Origin of the sequence: Bradyrhizobium sp. cir1 (assembly GCF_014198245.1) — a bacterium.
Classification (GTDB): domain Bacteria; phylum Pseudomonadota; class Alphaproteobacteria; order Rhizobiales; family Xanthobacteraceae; genus Bradyrhizobium.
Genome location: NZ_JACIHE010000001.1, coordinates 768,260 through 785,710 on the forward strand (window position 1 = coordinate 768,260; position 17,451 = coordinate 785,710).

The following is a 17,451-nucleotide window of genomic DNA, read 5'->3' on the forward strand; positions in this document are numbered from 1 at the left end:
CGCCAAACAGCCGTTGCAATGGCGATGGCCCACCATCTAGGCTAGGATGGTTTGGGGCGGGAAGGTTTGGCCGGAGGCGAAAAGCCACGGCGGAACAACGGGATCAATCTCGAGGACAACACCATGCGCGTGGCGGCAGGACTGATTTTGGCAAGCGCGATGTCTCTAGCGATGACGGGCGCGGCATGGTCGCAGACGCCGGCCGCCAAGCCCGCCGCCGGCACCCAAGCCACACCGGCGGCAACGCCGGCCGCCGCAGCGCCCGCTGCGGCTCCGGCAGCTGCACCCGCAGCACCCGCCGCGCCGGCAGGCTTCGTCAATCCACCCCCGCCGAAACAGGCGCCGCAGCCAGCGCGCGCGGCTTGCAACACGCAAGGCGCGCTCGGTGTCGCCCGCACCGTCGAGATCGACACCACCGGCGGTCCCGGTTTCGGCTTCGAGCATTTCAAGGAGCTCGACTTCCTGCGCGACAAGGAGGTGGTGCTGACCTTCGACGACGGCCCCTGGCCGAAGAACACGCCCGCGGTGCTGAAGGCGCTTGCCGATGAATGCACCACCGGCATCTTCTTCTCGATCGGCAAGCATGCGACCTATGAGCCGGAGATCCTGAAGCAGGTCTATGCGGCCGGCCACACGGTCGGCACCCACACATGGTCGCACGCCAATCTCAACAACAAGAAGCTTAGCGAGGCGCAGCGCAAGGAAGAGATCGAGAAGGGCCTTTCCGCGGTGAAGTGGGCGCTCGGCGGCATCTCGCCCTCGCCGTTCTTCCGTTTCCCGGCGCTCCAGCATCCGCCGGAGATGGTCACCTATCTCGGCAACCGCAACACGGCGATCTTCTCTTGCGACATCGACTCCTTCGACTTCAAGGCCTCGAAGCCCGAGAAGGTGATCGAGACCGTGATGAAGAAGCTCGACGCCAGGGGCAAGGGCATCGTCCTGATGCACGACTTCCAGAAGCACACCGCCGAAGCCCTGCCGGAGCTGCTCAAGCGCCTGAAGGCCGGCGGCTACAAGGTGGTGGCGATGCGCGCAAAATTCCCGGCATCGTCGCTGCCCGAATACGACCAGGAGCTGCTCAAGGACGCCAAGCTGCCGACAGTGAGCCAGCGCCCGGTCAATTCCGTGGTGACGACCGTTTCCGAATAGCCGGCACTTGTCTTTCCGTATCGAAGGCTACGTCATCGTCTCCGCGGACGGCATGCTCGCCGATCCGTCGCACATCATGCCCGAGACGTTGAAATTCAAAGGCGACAAGCTGTTCTTCGAGCAGGCGCTCGATCGCGCCGCGCTGATCGTGCACGGCCGGCACTCGCACGAGCAGCAGCCGAATTCGCCGAAGCGCAAGCGCCTGATCCTCACCCGCAAGATCAGGGCGCTCACCGTCGATCCGGAGATGCCGAACGCGACGCTGTGGAATCCGGATCATGCGAGCTTCGAGGAGGCCTGCGCCTTCGCCGACGTCGCCTCCGGCACCGTCGCAATCATCGGCGGCCCCGTCGTGTTCGACATGTTCATGGACCGCTACGACACGTTCTGGCTGTCGGAAGCCCCCCATGTGCGGCTGCCCGGCGGCGAAGGCTGCTTTGTCGGCGTGCCCGAGCGGACGCCGCATGAGATACTGACGTCGCACGGAATGAGGCCGGGAGCGTCTTACCTGCTCGATGCGGCGCATGATGTCACGGTGACGCCGTGGCGGCCGGCGATAGCCTCCAACTAAAACTCGAAAACAACCCCATGCACAGTACCGGTGTTTTGATACCCGCGTACAACGCATCCGTTTGCCATGCAAAAGAACGACGCCTTTAACGATCCAAGAGCGCGCGATGTTCGAGGGCGGACTTCTCGAGTTCAGCGCGCACGTCCCTGAGGACGCTGCCCCAATCGCCGGGCTGAGGCTGCCGGAATTGCCGCAAGCTCGGATACCAGGGGCTGTCGTCGCGATTCAGCAACCAGCGCCAGCACCGGTCGAAGCGATTGAGCAGCCAGACCGGGCGGCCAAGCGCGCCTGCAAGATGCGCGGCCGCGGTATCGACACTGATGACCAGATCCAGTGCCTCGACCAGCGCGGCGGTTTCGCCGAAGTCGTGAAGATCTTCGGTCCAATCGTGCAAGGACAGGCCGGGCGGCGGCGACTGGCTGGCCGCCGCTCCCTTCTGCAACGAGACGAAACTCACCTCCGGCAGGTCCGCCAGCTCTGAAAATTGCGCGAGCGGAATGGATCGGCGCCGGTCGCCGCTCATCGTCTGATTGCCGGCCCAGGCGAGGCCGACCCGCAGGCCGTCGAGCTGCTCGACCCGCTGGCGCCAGGCCGCCGCGCGTTGCGGATCGGCCCGGAGATAGGATGCTTGTTGCGGGATCGTTTCGAGGGTGATGCCAAGGACGCGCGGCAGACTCATCAATGAACAATACAGATCGAATGACGGCAGCGGATCGCCAAGGGCGACGATGCTCTCGATTCCCGGCAGCCCCGTCAGGAGCGGCACCAGTGGCCGCTGAACCTCGAGAACGACCCGCCGCCCCGCCGCAGCAATGGCAGGCACGAAGCGACAGAACTGGAGCGTGTCGCCGAGGCCCTGCTCGGCATGCAGCAGCAGGACCCGATCACCGATATCTGCTCCATCCCAGAGCGGCTGGCGGAAGCCGCGAAGCTGCGACTTTTTCCTGTCCTGCTTCCACCGCCACTCATATTCCCGCCAGCCTTCGTCGAGCTGGCCGTCCAGCAACAGCGCGCCCCCAAGGTTGAAATGCGCGTCGGGATAGTCCGGCCTCTGCGACAGGGCCATTCGCAAACTCCGAATGGCTTCATCAGGCCGCCCAAGATCGAGCAGCAAGGCGCCGAGATTATTGAGCGCCTTGGGCCGAGCCGCGTTGTGATCGAGAGCGGCGCGATAGCAAAATTCCGCTTCGTGAAAACGACCTTGCTCGCGAAGGGCATTGCCGAGGTTCAGTTGCGCCTGCACATCGTCCGGCCTCAGACGCAAAGCTTCCCTGCAGCATGCTTCCGCCTCTTCCGGCCGCTCCCGGAGCCGCAGCAATTCACTGAGATTGTTCAAGGCCTCGGGGAACGATGAATTGAGCTTGCAGGCTTCGCGAAGATTGACCTCCGCCTCGTCGAGACGCCCCAATTTGGTGAGAAGACCACCAAGATTACAATAGGCCTCGGCATATGCCGGATCGAGGCGCAGCGCCTCACGATAGCAACGCTCGCATTCCTCGAAAGCGGTCAGCTCGAACAGCACCGCCCCAAGGTTCAAATGAGCCTCCGCAAGATTCGGCCTGTGCCGCAGCACCTGCCGAAACTCGCTGATCGCATCATCGAATTGTTTCCGTCTCACCAGCAGATTGGCGAGCTTGAAACGGGCATCGACGTGATCAGGGGCGTATCGCAGCGCGAGCCGGTAGTGGGCCTCCTCACTCGTGAGGTCCCCACACTCACTCATCAGGTTCGCAAGCTGAATGTGCACATCCAGATTGTCGGGCTTATGCAGCAGCGCTTCCCGATAGCTCGCGATGGCCTCGTCCCTTCGTCCGAGACCGTGCAGAGCGGCAGCCTTGCTGCTGTGATAGAAGCTGTTGCGAGGTTGGAGATTGACGGCACGAATGAAGAGATCGAGCGCCCTGTCGTGGTGACCAGCCTGGAGCGAAGCAATCCCCAGAAGGAAAATACAGTCCGCGCGATCCGGCTCGGATGCCAGTATCTGCCGATAGATCGTCTCCGCTTGCGGCAAGCGGCCTGCGCGATGGTACGCGAGACCGGCCTCGACTGAGACAGAACCCGGCGATTCTTCAGCGGACATTAGGATGGGCCCATCATCGATGCGAACACGCAAGGCGCGAGACAGATGCTCCGCTTGAAACGCCGGGCGATTCTCGAACTTGCCTCACGCCTCGCCCCGATCACTCTGCAGCAACGACCTTGCGCGGAGCTGGGCATGCCGCGAGCGTCGAGGCGTCAGCAGTCGCCAATCCGGGATTTCGGCTTCGATTGCTTTGGGTGCCAGCCAGGCTGACGGGCGCGATACGTCAGCTACACGTCGCCGTAGGCCGCCTCGGCCGGACGCGTGGTGCGGCCGTAGCCGATGATCATGCAGAGCGCGCCGATGATCGAGAGGTTCTTGAGCGCATCCACCAGCATCTTGGCGTTGTCGGGCGGCACCTGGTTCCAGAAGTCGTAGAACAGGACGGTTGCGACCGCGACGTAGATGACCAGCAGCATCGCAAAGAAGCGCGCGCCGAAGTTCAGCGCGATCATCAGGCCTGCGATGATCTCGAGTCCGCCCACCGCAATCGCCAGCAGCTGCGGTGTCGTCATGGCGGTCGCCGTCTCGACCTGCTTGGCGTAGGGCGCGATCACGTCAGGCACCACGACCCTGGTGGCGATGTAATCCGCCGTCGCCTGGATGGCGAACAGTTTTGTCGCGCCCGTGTAAATGAACAGCACGGCGAACAGGATCCGCCCGAAAGTCACGAACGCTGGCATGATCGGCCTCTTGGCTCAGGCTTTTTGAAATCGGCGTCTCGACGCGAGTACCGAGCGATTATGAAGAGTCGTGCGCCGGTTTACAAACGGGGAAATGGCGAAAACTGTTTTGAAAAGATTGAAGTGCGGATGCGCCGGAGGTCTGCTCCCTCGCCCCGCACGCGGTAGGGCCATCGGGATGGCCTTGGTGGCGGGCTGAGCAAGCGCCTCGTCCTTCGAGACGACCGCTTCCAGCGGTCTCCTCAGGATGAGGCTAAGCAGCATTTGCCCCGTTGAGATTGCTGCCGCGCACTCCGCCCTCATCCTGAGGGCCCGCCATCGGCGGGCGTCTCGAAGGATGCGTTGCGGGCGAGCTATCCGCAACTCTTCTTCATATGCGATGGCCCTGCTGCAAGCGGGGAGAGGCGAAGAGACCGCGCCTCAGGTAAACAACGTCGGCTGCTGCCGTGCAGCGCGCTCCTGCGCTTCCACCACCGCAACTGCCGTCATGTTGAGGATGCCGCGCGCGGTCACCGAGGGCGTGAGGATGTGGGCCGGTCGCGCCGGACCGATCAGGATCGGACCGACGGGCAGCGCGTCCGCCAGCGACTTGATCATCTGATAGGCGACGTTGGCGGTGTCGAGAGTCGGCATGATCATGATGTTGGCCTCGCCCTCGAGCTTTGAGTGCGGCAACACCATGCGGCGGGCGGCGGCGGAGAGCGCGGTGTCGCCCTGCATCTCGCCATCGGCCTCGATCTCCGGATGCTTCTCCCTCAGGAGCTGCGTCGCCTGGCGCATCTTGCGCGAGGATTCGGTGTCGTAGCTGCCGAAATCCGAGTGCGAGACGAAGGCGATCTTCGGCTTGATGTTGAAGCGCTGGACGTGGACCGCGGCGAGCGAGGCGATCTCGGCGAGCTCCTCCGCGCTCGGATTGGGGCGGACCTGCGTGTCGGCGATGAAGAAGGCGCCCTTGCTGGTGATCAGCAGCGCCAGCGCGGCGTAATCGCTGATCCCCGGCGAGAAGCCGACGATCTCGCGGACATGGCGCAGATGGCTCATGTAGCGGCCCTCGACGCCGCAGAGCATCGCATCGGCCTCCCCGCGCGTCACCGCGAGCGCGGCGATGACCGTGTTGTTGGTGCGCACCACCGTGCGGGCCGCATCCGGCGTCACGCCGCGGCGGCCGGCGACCTCGACATAGGACTGCACATAGGAGCGGTAGCGCGGATCGTCCTCGGGATTGACGAGGTCAAAGTCCTTGCCGGCCTTGATCGACAGGCCGAAGCGCTTGATGCGCGCCTCGACCACCGAGGGACGGCCGACCAGGATCGGCGTCGCCAGCTTCTCCTCCAGCACCACTTGCGTGGCGCGGAGCACACGCTCGTCCTCGCCTTCGGCGTAGATCACGCGGACGGGCTGGGTCTTGGCCTTCGCGAACATCGGCTTCATGACGAGGCCGGAGCGGAAGGCGAAGCGCTCGAGCAGCGCGCGATACTCGTCGAAATTGATGATGGGCCGCGTTGCGACGCCCGATTCCATCGCCGCCTTCGCCACCGCCGGCGCAATGCGTAGAATTAACCGTGGATCAAAGGGGCTGGGGATCAGCGAGCCGGGACCGAAGCCACCCGTCTCGCCGGTGTCGAGGCTGCTCTGGGAGACGGCATCCGACGGCGCCTCACGCGCGAGCTGCGCGATGGCTTCGACGGCGGCATGCTTCATCTCCTCGTTGATGGCGCTGGCGCCGACGTCGAGCGCGCCGCGGAAGATGAAGGGAAAGCACAGGACGTTGTTGACCTGGTTCGGAAAGTCGGAGCGGCCGGTGCAGATCATGGCGTCGGGGCGCACCTTGCGCGCCTCCTCCGGCATGATCTCCGGGGTCGGATTGGCGAGCGCCATGATCAGCGGCTTGTCGCCCATCGCCTGCGCCATCTCGGGCTTGAGCACGCCCGGTGCCGAGAGGCCGATGAAGATGTCGGCCCCGCCGATGACGTCGCCCAGCGTGCGCTTGTCGGTCTTCTGCGCATAGACCGCCTTCCAGCGGTCCATCGAGGTGTTACGGCCCTCGTGCACGAGACCGTCGATGTCGCAGACCCAGATGTTCTTGCGCTGCGCGCCCATCGACACCAGCAGGTTCAGCGTCGCGAGCGCGGCCGCCCCTGCCCCTGATGCCACGATCTTGACCTCGGAGAGCTTCTTGCCGTTCAGCCTGAGGCCGTTGGTGATGGCGGCGGCGACGATGATCGCGGTGCCGTGCTGGTCGTCATGGAAGACAGGGATCTTCATGCGCTCCTTCAGCCGCGCCTCGATCTCGAAACATTCCGGTCCGCGGATGTCTTCCAGATTGATGCCGCCGAAGGTCGGCTCGAGCGCCGCCACCGTCTCGACCACGCGGTCGATGGTGTCGGCGGCGATCTCGATGTCGAACACGTCAATGCCGGCGAACTTCTTGAACAGGACGGCCTTGCCCTCCATCACCGGCTTGGAGGCCAGCGGGCCGATATTGCCGAGGCCGAGCACCGCGGTGCCGTTCGAGACCACGGCGACCAGATTGGCGCGGGTGGTCAGCGTGGCGGCCTCGGCCGGGTTCTTGGCGATCTCGGTGCAGGCAGCCGCAACGCCGGGAGAATAGGCCAGCGCGAGGTCGCGCTGGTTGGCAAGCGGCTTGCTTGCCTGGATCTCGAGCTTTCCGGGGCGCGGCAGACGATGGTAGGCGAGCGCCGCCTGGTGGAGATCATCAGAATAGGACGACATGCGGTGTCTCGCCTCGCGTTACCGGCCTCAAAATGCACGATCCGGAGCAGCCGTCCAAGCGGAGGGTATTTCCGGGTCGTGGAAACGGGATGAAGCACGCCGGGTGCCTCGGTGGCAACATCGGATTGCGCCCCCATCAACAGGGCGCGCGGTCAAATATTTGAAAATCATAGCTTTCCCTGGACCGGGCGGCGTTTCGCGAATATGGCAGGTTGCGCGGCGCAAATCGAGCAACTGGAGCTGGGAATGAAGCGAGTCCTGATCGGCCTGGTCGTGGCAGCCGCGCTCGCCGCGGGCGGATGGTTCGGCGTCAATCTCTATGCCCAGCACCGCGCCACCGCCGAGATCGATGCCGCGTTCGAGCAGATCCGCGCGCAGGGCGGCAAGGCGAGCCATGGCAAGGTGGCGTTCGATCTCATGAGCCGGACGCTGACGGTCGATGACATCGTGATCGAGCCCGGCCAGCCGGAGCTAGCTCTTCTCAAGATCGCAAAGGTGACTGCCTTTGGGGACCGTCAGGCGGACGAGGATCGTTTCTCGGCTGACAGCATCGAGCTGGGAGGTGTCGATGCCGCCATCACCTACACCGATCGGACCAAGGTGAAGGCAACCTACAAGATTCCCCAGATTACAGCCCGCGACTTTTCCGGTCCGACCCGTGCTGCCAACGGCGCTCCGTTGTCCGGCTCATTGATCGACATGTACCGGTTCGCGCTGGTGCAATACGCGACGGTCTCGGCGTCCTCGATCATGGCCCCGACCATCACCGTCAACGTCGATGCCGGCGCCGGCAAAGCGGGCAACGGAGATTTTGTCTATTCGGGGCTGGCGATCCAGAACATCAATCGCGGTAAGGTCGAAACGACGAAGACAGACCGCATTACCTATACACTCGACCTGGCCCAGCCGGGCAAGCCCGCGAAGATGACCGGCGAGCTGTCCGGCGTGGCCGCCTACGATTTCGACGCAAGCGCCGTCGGGGTCGCACTTGATCCGCAACAGTCCGGTGACGACAGCTTCCACAGGATCTACCGGCGCCTCTCAGCCGATTCCTATACGGTGACGGCGGCACCAGGCGTACGTGTGCAGACCGGCAGCATCATCGTCGACGATATTGCGATCCGGCCATCGAAATTCCGCCTTGCTGAAATGATGGCGTTGGTGCCGGCAGACCACGCCATCCTGACGCCGGCGCAGTCGCGCGTCACGATGGAGAAGATCGCTGACTTCCTTGAGGGTCTTCAGATTGGCAAGATCGAAATCGGCAAGCAATCGGTCGAGACGCCACAGGGGACGGCCAACCTCAGGGCCGTAAAATACGATCAGACCGAATTCGCCCTGGAAGGCCTTGATGCGCCGACACCGCAGGGTCAGTTGAGACTAGAGCGCTTCGCGCTCAAATCGTTCAGAATGGTGGATCTGCTGCGCTGGGCCACAGGCCTCACCAATCCCGGACAAACCCCCTCGCCCGATCAGATGCTGGGACTGTTCCGGGTGCTCGAAGGCGCCGAGATCAAGGGCGTAGTCTCGCCCTACAAGTCCACACGACAGCTCGTCACCATCGATACGATCAGCCTGAACTGGGGCCAGTTGGTCGGATCGATCCCGAGCAAGGCCAATCTGATCGTGAAGATGGTCACGCCGACCGACCCCGCCAATCCGGCGCAGCGGCCGCTGATCATGGCGGGCGTCGACAAGCTCGCGATCGACCTCGATCTCGGTGCGGCCTGGACGGAGTCCTCGGGCGCCTTCGCGCTCGCGCCGGCGACCATCGATCTCGGCAATCTCGCCAGGGCGCAGGCCCGCCTCGCGCTCGCCAACGTGCCGCGCGGCCTGTTCACGACGGATCCGGTACAGGCCATGAGCCAGGCCAAGCAGATCGAGACCGGCGCGATCGAGCTCTCCTTGCGCGACAGCGGCGTCGTCGATCTCGTCGTGGCGCAGTTCTCGCGGATGCAGAACCTCAGTCGCGATGCCGCGCGCAGCGCCATCGTCGAGACGATCCGCGCGCAGGGCGCGAAGATCGCGGCCGCCAATCTCGACGCCAGGGTCGCGGTGGACGCGCTCGCCGGCTTCGTCGAGACCTCGGGGCAGATGCTGACCATCAAGCTGACGCCACTCGGCAAGGTGCCGGTGGTTCAGCTGATGGACGTACTGAGCCGCGAGCCGATCGTTGCGCTCGCGCAATTCAGGATCGAGGCGTCGACGGGGTTGTAAGGCTTATCTCTGCGGAAGGGATGGCAGTTGGACTAGCGAAATTCCCTCCCCGTCATTGCGAGCGCAGCGAAGCAATCCAGAATCTTTCCGCCGAGGGACTCTGGATTGCTTCGCTGCGCTCGCAATGACGGCGTGGAGGGAGCCTTCCCCGCGTCCGCCTTCGCTGAAGCTTCGGCGAGACAAGCGCGGGGAGAGGCAAAAACCTCACTTCTGCGGCAGGTTGACCCGCACATGCAGCTCGCGGAGCTGCTTGGTGGTGGCTTCCGACGGCGCGCCCATCAAGAGGTCCATGGCCTGCTGGTTCATCGGGAACAGCGAGATCTCGCGCAGATTCGTGGTGCCGCAGAGCAGCATCACGATGCGGTCGACGCCCGCGGCCATGCCGCCATGCGGCGGGGCGCCGTACTGGAAGGCGCGGTACATGCCGCCGAAGCGGTCGACCACTTCCTGCTCGCCATAGCCCGCGATCTCGAACGCCTTCACCATGGCTTCCGGCACGTGGTTGCGGATGCCGCCCGAGGCGATCTCGTAGCCGTTGCAGGTGATGTCGTACTGGAACGCCTTGATGGTCAGCGGATCCTGGCCCTTCAGCGCGTCGAGGCCGCCCTGCGGCATCGAGAACGGGTTGTGCGAGAAGTCGACCTTCTTGTCGTCCTCGTTGTACTCGTACATCGGGAAGTCGACGATCCAGGCGAGCTCGAACCGCTCCTTGTCGGTGAGGTTCAATTCCTCGCCGACCTTGTTGCGGGCCAAACCTGAAAACTTCCAGAACTTGTCGGGATCGCCGGCAACGAAGAAGGCGGCATCGCCTTCCTTCACGCCGAGCTGCGCGCGGATCGCGGCGGTGCGCTCAGGCCCAATGTTGTTCGCGAGGGGACCTGCACCCTCGCCGCCCTCGCGCCACATGATGTAGCCGAGGCCGGGCTGGCCCTCGCCCTGCGCCCAGGAATTCATGCGGTCGCAGAAAGCGCGGCTGCCGCCGCCGGTCGCCGGGATCGCCCAGACCTGGTTCTTGGGGTCTTCGAGCATGCGCGCGAACACCTTGAAGCCGGAGCCGCGGAAATGCTCGGAGACGTCCTGCATCTCGATGGGGTTGCGCAGGTCCGGCTTGTCGCTGCCGTATTTGCGCAGCGCCTCGGCGAACGGGATGCGGCGCCAGTTCTTGCTCACCGGCTTGCCCTTGGCGAATTCTTCAAAGACGCCCGTGATCACCGGCTCCATCGCCGCGAACACGTCTTCCTGCGTGACAAAGCTCATCTCGACGTCGAGCTGGTAGAACTCGCCCGGCAGACGGTCGGCGCGCGGGTCCTCGTCGCGGAAGCAGGGCGCGATCTGGAAGTAGCGGTCGAAGCCCGACATCATCAGCAGTTGCTTGTATTGCTGCGGCGCCTGCGGCAGCGCGTAGAACTTGCCGGGATGGATGCGCGACGGCACCAGGAAGTCGCGCGCGCCTTCCGGCGAGGACGCGGTCAGGATCGGGGTGTTGAACTCGAAGAAGCCCTGCCCCTCCATGCGCCGGCGCATCGACTTGATGATCTCGACGCGCGTCATGATGTTCTGGTGCAGTTTTTCGCGACGCAGGTCGAGGAAACGGTACTTCAGGCGGATGTCTTCGGGATATTCCTGGTCGCCAAACACCGGCAGCGGCAGGTCGCCGGCGGGTCCCAGCACCTCGATCTCGCTGACATAGACCTCGATCTTGCCGGTCGGCAGATCGTCATTGTCGGTGCCCTCGGGGCGACGGCGGGCCTTGCCGTCCATCCGCACCACGAATTCCGAGCGCAGCTTCTCGGCCAGCGAGAATGCCGGCGAGTCCGGGTCGACGACGCATTGGGTCAGGCCGTAATGGTCGCGCAGGTCGATGAACAGCACGCCGCCATGGTCGCGAACGCGATGGACCCAGCCCGACAGGCGGACCGTCTCGCCGATGTTGCTCTCGCGGAGCGCGCCGCATGTATGTGACCGGTAGCGATGCATGGTCGTCCCAAAATCAATGTCGGAGGAAGCGAATCGGACGGCCTGAAACGACCGGTCCGAAGTTGCGGCAGGGTTTACCCGACGAGGCCCAAGGCGGCAACCAAGGGAACGCCCTGATTTGGGCTGAAAGCGCCCATTTTTGGCCGATCAGGGCCCGAGCCTTTGCCGATGGCCGTTCCAGCCCTATCTTGAGGCCATGACGGTCCATTTCCCCTTCCAGAACTCCTATTCGGCGCTGCCGGACAGCTTCTTTGCCCGCGTCGCGCCGACCCCTGTCGCCGCCCCCCGGCTGATCAAGCTGAACCGGCCGCTGGCGGTCCAGCTTGGGCTCGATCCAGACCTCTTGGAGACCCCGGAAGGCGCCGAGATCCTGGCCGGCAAGACGGTTCCCGCCGGGGCCGATCCCATCGCCATGGCCTATGCCGGCCACCAGTTCGGGCAATTCGTGCCCCAGCTCGGCGACGGCCGCGCCATCCTGCTCGGCGAGGTCATCGACAAAGACGGCATCCGCCGCGACATCCAGCTCAAGGGCTCGGGCCCCACCCCGTTCTCCCGCCGCGGCGACGGCCGTGCGGCGCTCGGGCCAGTCTTGCGCGAATACATCGTCAGCGAAGCGATGTACGCTCTGGGCATCCCGACCACGCGCTCGCTCGCCGCCGTCGTCACCGGCGAGCACGTCATCCGCGAGACCGCCCTGCCCGGCGCGGTGCTGACCCGCATCGCCTCCAGCCACATCCGCGTCGGGACCTTCCAGTTCTTTGCCGTCCGCCGCGACACCGAAGCGATCCGCCGGCTCGCCGATCACGTCATCGTCAGGCACTACCCTGATCTGCTCCATGCGAAGCGGCCCTATCACGACCTGCTCGCTGCCGTCGTCGCGCGCCAGGCCGACCTCATCGCGCGCTGGCTGCTGATCGGCTTCATCCACGGCGTGATGAACACCGACAACTCTTCGATATCAGGCGAGACCATTGATTACGGCCCGTGTGCCTTCATGGACGCCTACAATCCCGCGCAGGTGTTTTCCTCGATCGACGAGATGGGCCGCTACGCCTATGCCAACCAGCCGCGCATCGGCTTGTGGAATCTGACGCGCCTCGCCGAATGCCTGCTGCCGCTGTTCTCCGACGACCAGGAGAAGGCGGTCGCTGAGGCGCAGGAGATCCTCGGCGCCTTCGCCGAGATATTCAGCAACGCCTATCAGGCAGGCCTGCGCAAGAAGGTCGGCCTGTTCACGGAGCGCGACGGCGACGACGCACTGATCCAGGACCTGCTGGATGCCATGGCGAAGAACCAGGCCGACTTCACCCTCACCTTCCGCAAGCTCGGCGACGCCGCAGGCGATGAGGCTGCGGATGTGCGCGCGCAGTTCATGGACCCCGCAGCATTTGACGAGTGGGCCAAGCGCTGGCGCGAGCGCATCGCGCTGGAGCCGCAGTCCGCAGCCGAGCGGCAAGCCGCCATGCACGCCGTCAATCCGATCTTCATCCCGCGCAACCACCGCGTCGAGGCCGTGATCCAGGCCGCGGTGAACAACGACGACTACGCGCCGTTCGAGGAACTGGTGAAGGTGTTGGCAAAACCTTACGAGGACCAGCCCGACTACGCGGCCTACGCCGATCCACCGCTGCCGGATCAGCGGGTGCTGCAGACGTTTTGCGGGACGTGATCCAATCCCAGCGTCGTTCAATCACACAACTTGAAGTGGGTTCACTGAGATGGACTAGCCTTCGGCTGGTCCACCATTCTTTGCGCGCGCTGTGGACACGTCCCGTCCGCGGGAACCGCTGTCATCAAACTGAAACACACGGGCTCTAACGGGCTGGCAGGGCCGTCCTGCCGGAGGCGCCCATCCTCCAACAGCCTGACAGCGTGCCATGCCCTTCAAATTCATCCATCTCACCGACACGCATTTGGCGAACCCCGGCTTGACGCTCTATGGGCTCGATCCGCGCGCCCGGCTGGATGCGGCGATTGCGGACATCAACAAGCACCAGTCCGACGCTGCGTTTGCAGTGGTGACCGGCGACCTCACCCATTGGGGCGAGCCTGAATCCTACGCCAATTTCGCCGACGCCATGGCCGCGCTGAAAATCCCGTACATCGCCATGGTCGGCAATCACGACAAGCGCGTCGCCTGTCTCGACGGCCTGCGGTCCGCACCGCGCGATGCCAACGGCTTTGTGCAGGGCACGCGCACCACCGAGCACGGCCTGTTCGTGTTCCTGGACACACTGGACGAGACCAGCCACGCCGGCGAGATGTGCGAGAGGCGCCTCGGCTGGCTCGCGAGCACGCTGGCTGCAGCGCCGGCGGACATGCCGTTCGTCGTGTTCATGCATCATCCGCCCTTCCCGGTCGGTGTCCACGCCATGGACGAGATCGCGCTGAAGCAGAGCGCCGAATTTGCGGAGGTCATCGCGCCCTACCGCTCGCGCATCCGCCATCTCTTCTTCGGCCATGTGCACCGGCCGATCTTCGGCAGCTACGGCAAGATCCCGTTCTCGACGCTGCGCGGCACCAACCACCAGGTCTGGTTCGAGCTCGACGCTGCCGCCGCCGAGCATCTCGCCAGCCACGAGCCGCCGGCCTATGGCGTCGTGCTGATCGACCAGGAGAACCTGGTCGTGCACAGCCACGATTTCCTCGACCAGAGTCTGCGCTTCCCCTTCGAGCCACCGGCAGGAGTGGACGGCCGCGACTATGCGCTCAATTTCCCGGCGCGATGAGATGAGCCTCGCTGAACCCGCGGCTCTCCCGGTCGCGACGTCGGCGGCACCGCGCCTGCACGTCCTGAAGCGCTTCACCAGCAGCTTCAAAGCCTCGCTGCCCGCCTATCTGCTGCTGTTGCCCTCGCTGGTCTTCCTCGCGCTGTTCACCTATGGCGCGATGGGACGCGTCCTCATTGACGCGCTCTATCAGCGCGCCACGCCCAAGGCGCCGGTCCGCTTCGTCGGCCTCGACAACATCAGCGCTGTGCTGGCCGACCCCGCCTTCACCGGCGCCGTCGTCAACAATTTGATCTACGCCGTCGGCACGGTGGTGCCGAGCATCGCCCTTGCACTGTTGTTCGCGCTGGCGCTGTCACGCACCCATGCCGTGAACAGCGCGCTGCGCGCCGCGCTGTTCCTGCCGGTGCTGATCCCGATGGTCGCGGCCTCAGCGCTGTTCCTGTTCATCTTCCTGCCCAATGTCGGCCTGCTCGATTACTACATCGGCCGGCTGCTGCCGGTGCTGCCGAACTGGCTCGGCGATCCCGACATCGCGCTCTACGCGATCATGGTCATCACGGTCTGGAAGAACGCCGGCTACTACATGCTGTTCTTCCTCGCCGGCCTTCAGGCCGTGCCCGAGGACGTGATGGAGGCCGCGCATCTCGACGGGGCGGGGCCGTTCATGCGGCTTCGCTACATCATCCTGCCGGAGCTCAAGCCCACCTTCCTGTTCGTCACCGTCATCGCGATCCTCAACGCGGTGACGCAGGTCGACCACGTCTTCGTCATGACCCAGGGCGGGCCGTCCAACTCGACCAATCTGGTGCTGTTCTACATCTACCAGCAGGCGGTCGAGCACTACGACGTCGGCAAGGCCTCGGCGGCAACGCTGCTGACCCTCGCCGCGCTGATGGGACTCACCGCACTGTCCTTCCGCACCATGGCGAACCGCGAGGGCGGGCCATGAAGCTGTTCGATGCGCTGTGGAAGGACGCCCCGCTCGCCACCCGCGGCGAGATCACGCCCAAGCTCGGCTTCCTGCTGACCGTGCTGCTCGCGATCGTCTGGCTGATCCCGTTCCTGTGGATGGGCGTGGCGACGCTGCGCCCCGTCTCCGACGGCATCAACGCCATGGCCGAGCTGATGCCGAGCCTGAAGCCGACGCTCGACAACGTCAGGGACGCCTGGGAGATCGGCGATTTCCCGCGCTACACCCTCAACACCACGATCATCTGCACCGGCATCCTCTTGGTGCAGTTCGTCACGATCACGCTGGCGGGCTTTGCCTTCGCGCGGCTGAACTTCGCCGGCAAGACGCTCATCTTCTACCTGTTCCTGATGCAGCTGATGCTGGTGCCGGTGCTGCTGATCGTGCCAAACCTCAAGCTCGTGGCGCAGCTCGGTCTCTACGACACGCTCGCCGGCGTGATGATGCCGTTCTTCGCCTCGGCCTTCGGCACCTTCCTGATGCGCCAGGCGTTCGAGGCGATCCCGACTGAGCTGGAAGACGCAGCCCTGATCGACGGCGCCAGCCTGTTCCAGCGCATCCGCCACATCTACGTGCCGCTGTCGATGCCGAGCTTCTCCGCCTTCGCCATCATCTCCGTGACCAGCCACTGGAACGACTTCCTGTGGCCGCTGATGGTGATCAATTCACCGGACAAGCGGCCGCTCACGGTCGGCCTCTCGGTATTCACCAAGACCGCCGAAGGCACCCAGGCCTGGGGCACCATCGCCGCGGGCACGCTCATGGTGATCGCGCCGCTGCTCGTCACCTTCCTGATCTTCCAGAAGCGCTTCATCAGCTCTTTCGTCACCTCAGGCATCAAATAGGAGATTTTCCGATGCTGCTCTCCCGCAGGCTCCTGCTCGGCCTTGCTATGGCAGGCGCCCTCGCCGTCCCGGCCCTCGCCGGCGAAGGTCCGACCGAGATCGATCTGTTCTTCCCCGTCCCCGTCGACGGCAAGCTCGCCCGCGACATGGGCACCCTGATCAAGGAGTTCAACGAGACCCATCCGGCGATCAAGGCGACTGCCGTCTACACCGGCTCCTATGACGACACGCTGATCAAGACGCGCGCCTCGATCAAGGCCGGCAAGCCGCCCGCCACCGTGATCATGTCGGCGAACTTCCTGCTCGACATGCAGATCGAGAACGAGCTCACCAATCTCGACAGCCTGATCGCCGCCGACGGCACCACCAAGGACCAGTTCCTGGGCCAGTTCTTCCCGGCGTTGCAGGGCAACGCGGTGATCAACCGCTCGGTCTACGGCGTGCCGTTCCACAATTCGACGCCGCTGCTCTACATCAACGCCGACAAGGCCAAGGAAGCCGGCCTTGATCCGAACAAGCCGCCGCAGACCTGGGCTGAGCTCACCGACTGGGCCAAGAAGCTCACCAAGCGCGAGGGCGACAAGGTGACCCAATGGGGCATCGCGATCCCGTGCGCCTACGACTATTGCGGCTGGATGATGGAAACGCTCACCATGAGCAATGGCGGGCGCTACTACAACGAGGAGTTCGGCGGCGAGGTCTATTACGACACGCCCTCGATGCTTGGCGCGCTCTCCTGGTGGAACGACCTCGTCTATAAGCACAAGGTCCACGCCCCCGGCGCCACGCCTGGTCCGGCCGTCAGCACCTCCTTCATCTCCGGCAATGCCGCGATGATGATGCTGTCGACGGGCTCGCTCACTTACGTGCGCGACAACGCCAAGTTCGCCTACAAGGTCGCCTTCATCCCGCGCAACGTCCGCAACGCGGTGCCGATCGGCGGCGCCTCGCTGATCATGCCGGCAGGCCTCGAGGCCGACAAGCAGAAGGCCGCCTGGACGCTGATCAAGTGGATGACCTCGCCCGAGAAGAGCGGCTGGTGGAGCCGCGCCACCGGCTATTTCGCGCCCAACATGGCCGCCTACAAGACGCCTGAGATGGTCGACTTCCTGAACAAGAACCCGGACGCCAAGACCGCCGTCGAGCAGCTCGACGTCGCCAAGCCCTGGTTCGCCACCTACAAGACCGTGCCTGTGCGCAAGAACCTCGAGGACGAGGTGATGCTGGTCCTCAACGGCAAGAAGCAGCCGAAGGAAGCCCTCGCCGCCGCCCAGAAGGCCGCCGACGAGACGCTGAAGCCGTACAACGCGGAGACCTCGCTGAAGCTGCCGTAAGGCCGGCAGCTCATCGCGCGAACAAATTTCGGCGCTCCGCCATGCGGGGCGCCGAGTGCGTTTCGGGCCCCCATTAACCCCTCGTCCACCATCCGGCCCGGCCCGCCGCCGGTAACCATTGCAATTAACAGACCCTCAACGCACCCCCGACAAATCTATC

Annotated in this window: 12 protein-coding genes; 8 read left to right on the plus strand and 4 right to left on the minus strand. The window is 64.5% G+C overall.

What is annotated here, in order from left to right; translation table 11 throughout:
* Positions 1–123 precede the first annotated feature (123 nt).
* Together GGD63_RS03765 and GGD63_RS03770 are read left to right on the plus strand one after the other, a co-directional pair.
* Positions 124–1,149: a polysaccharide deacetylase family protein gene (locus GGD63_RS03765; protein WP_183239530.1), complete on the plus strand. Its 1,026-nt coding sequence runs from the start codon at positions 124–126 to the stop codon at positions 1,147–1,149.
* Between the two features lie 7 nt (positions 1,150–1,156).
* Positions 1,157–1,720 (plus strand): dihydrofolate reductase, encoded by a 564-nt coding sequence (locus GGD63_RS03770; RefSeq protein WP_183239531.1) that lies wholly within the window; start codon positions 1,157–1,159, stop codon positions 1,718–1,720.
* 85 nt (positions 1,721–1,805) lie between these two features.
* Here GGD63_RS03770 and GGD63_RS03775 read toward each other — a convergent pair whose 3' ends face one another.
* The 3 genes from GGD63_RS03775 to GGD63_RS03785 all read right to left on the minus strand — a co-directional run bounded on the left by GGD63_RS03775 (position 1,806) and on the right by GGD63_RS03785 (position 7,216).
* Entirely contained in the window at positions 1,806–3,800 is a 1,995-nt protein-coding gene (locus tag GGD63_RS03775) for a tetratricopeptide repeat protein (protein WP_183239532.1), read from the minus strand.
* Positions 3,801–4,030: 230 nt separating this feature from the next.
* Entirely contained in the window at positions 4,031–4,483 is a 453-nt protein-coding gene (locus tag GGD63_RS03780) for a DoxX family membrane protein (protein ID WP_183239533.1), read from the minus strand.
* A gap of 420 nt (positions 4,484–4,903) precedes the next feature.
* The gene (locus GGD63_RS03785; protein ID WP_183239534.1) at positions 4,904–7,216 is read right to left on the minus strand and encodes an NADP-dependent malic enzyme; all 2,313 of its coding nucleotides are present in this window, start codon (positions 7,214–7,216) and stop codon (positions 4,904–4,906) included.
* Positions 7,217–7,462: 246 nt separating this feature from the next.
* On the opposite strand from GGD63_RS03785, the gene GGD63_RS03790 reads away from it, so the two are divergent.
* The gene (locus tag GGD63_RS03790; RefSeq protein ID WP_183239535.1) at positions 7,463–9,433 is read left to right on the plus strand and encodes a hypothetical protein; all 1,971 of its coding nucleotides are present in this window, start codon (positions 7,463–7,465) and stop codon (positions 9,431–9,433) included.
* A gap of 204 nt (positions 9,434–9,637) precedes the next feature.
* Here GGD63_RS03790 and aspS read toward each other — a convergent pair whose 3' ends face one another.
* Positions 9,638–11,410: an aspartate--tRNA ligase gene (gene aspS / locus GGD63_RS03795; RefSeq protein ID WP_183239536.1), complete on the minus strand. Its 1,773-nt coding sequence runs from the start codon at positions 11,408–11,410 to the stop codon at positions 9,638–9,640.
* Between the two features lie 196 nt (positions 11,411–11,606).
* On the opposite strand from aspS, the gene GGD63_RS03800 reads away from it, so the two are divergent.
* The 5 genes from GGD63_RS03800 to GGD63_RS03820 all read left to right on the plus strand — a co-directional run bounded on the left by GGD63_RS03800 (position 11,607) and on the right by GGD63_RS03820 (position 17,291).
* Entirely contained in the window at positions 11,607–13,079 is a 1,473-nt protein-coding gene (locus tag GGD63_RS03800) for a YdiU family protein (RefSeq protein ID WP_183239537.1), read from the plus strand.
* A gap of 208 nt (positions 13,080–13,287) precedes the next feature.
* Positions 13,288–14,139 carry a phosphodiesterase gene (locus GGD63_RS03805; protein ID WP_183239538.1) on the plus strand — a complete coding sequence of 284 codons (852 nt, stop codon included), beginning with the start codon at positions 13,288–13,290 and terminating at the stop codon, positions 14,137–14,139.
* Position 14,140: 1 nt separating this feature from the next.
* On the plus strand, positions 14,141–15,091 hold the full coding sequence (locus GGD63_RS03810; protein ID WP_183239539.1) for a carbohydrate ABC transporter permease: 951 nt from the start codon (positions 14,141–14,143) through the stop codon (positions 15,089–15,091).
* Positions 15,088–15,957 carry a carbohydrate ABC transporter permease gene (locus GGD63_RS03815; RefSeq protein ID WP_183239540.1) on the plus strand — a complete coding sequence of 290 codons (870 nt, stop codon included), beginning with the start codon at positions 15,088–15,090 and terminating at the stop codon, positions 15,955–15,957. The genes GGD63_RS03810 and GGD63_RS03815 overlap by 4 nt, the downstream gene beginning before the upstream one ends.
* Before the next feature lie 11 nt (positions 15,958–15,968).
* Complete coding sequence (locus GGD63_RS03820; RefSeq protein ID WP_183239541.1) at positions 15,969–17,291, plus strand: ABC transporter substrate-binding protein; 1,323 nt, start codon at positions 15,969–15,971, stop codon at positions 17,289–17,291.
* The last annotated feature ends 160 nt before the right edge of the window (positions 17,292–17,451 follow it).

Excerpts from the sequence above, each read along its gene's own strand:
- GGD63_RS03765 (WP_183239530.1), top strand. The coding sequence starts at position 124 with ATGCGCGTGGCGGCAGGACTGATTTTGGCAAGCGCGATGTCTCTAGCG.
- GGD63_RS03775 (WP_183239532.1), bottom strand. The coding sequence starts at position 3,800 with ATGTCCGCTGAAGAATCGCCGGGTTCTGTCTCAGTCGAGGCCGGTCTC.
- GGD63_RS03780 (WP_183239533.1), bottom strand. The coding sequence starts at position 4,483 with ATGCCAGCGTTCGTGACTTTCGGGCGGATCCTGTTCGCCGTGCTGTTC.
- GGD63_RS03785 (WP_183239534.1), bottom strand. The coding sequence starts at position 7,216 with ATGTCGTCCTATTCTGATGATCTCCACCAGGCGGCGCTCGCCTACCAT.
- GGD63_RS03790 (WP_183239535.1), top strand. The coding sequence starts at position 7,463 with ATGAAGCGAGTCCTGATCGGCCTGGTCGTGGCAGCCGCGCTCGCCGCG.
- aspS (WP_183239536.1), bottom strand. The coding sequence starts at position 11,410 with ATGCATCGCTACCGGTCACATACATGCGGCGCGCTCCGCGAGAGCAAC.
- GGD63_RS03800 (WP_183239537.1), top strand. The coding sequence starts at position 11,607 with ATGACGGTCCATTTCCCCTTCCAGAACTCCTATTCGGCGCTGCCGGAC.
- GGD63_RS03805 (WP_183239538.1), top strand. The coding sequence starts at position 13,288 with ATGCCCTTCAAATTCATCCATCTCACCGACACGCATTTGGCGAACCCC.
- GGD63_RS03810 (WP_183239539.1), top strand. The coding sequence starts at position 14,141 with ATGAGCCTCGCTGAACCCGCGGCTCTCCCGGTCGCGACGTCGGCGGCA.
- GGD63_RS03815 (WP_183239540.1), top strand. The coding sequence starts at position 15,088 with ATGAAGCTGTTCGATGCGCTGTGGAAGGACGCCCCGCTCGCCACCCGC.
- GGD63_RS03820 (WP_183239541.1), top strand. The coding sequence starts at position 15,969 with ATGCTGCTCTCCCGCAGGCTCCTGCTCGGCCTTGCTATGGCAGGCGCC.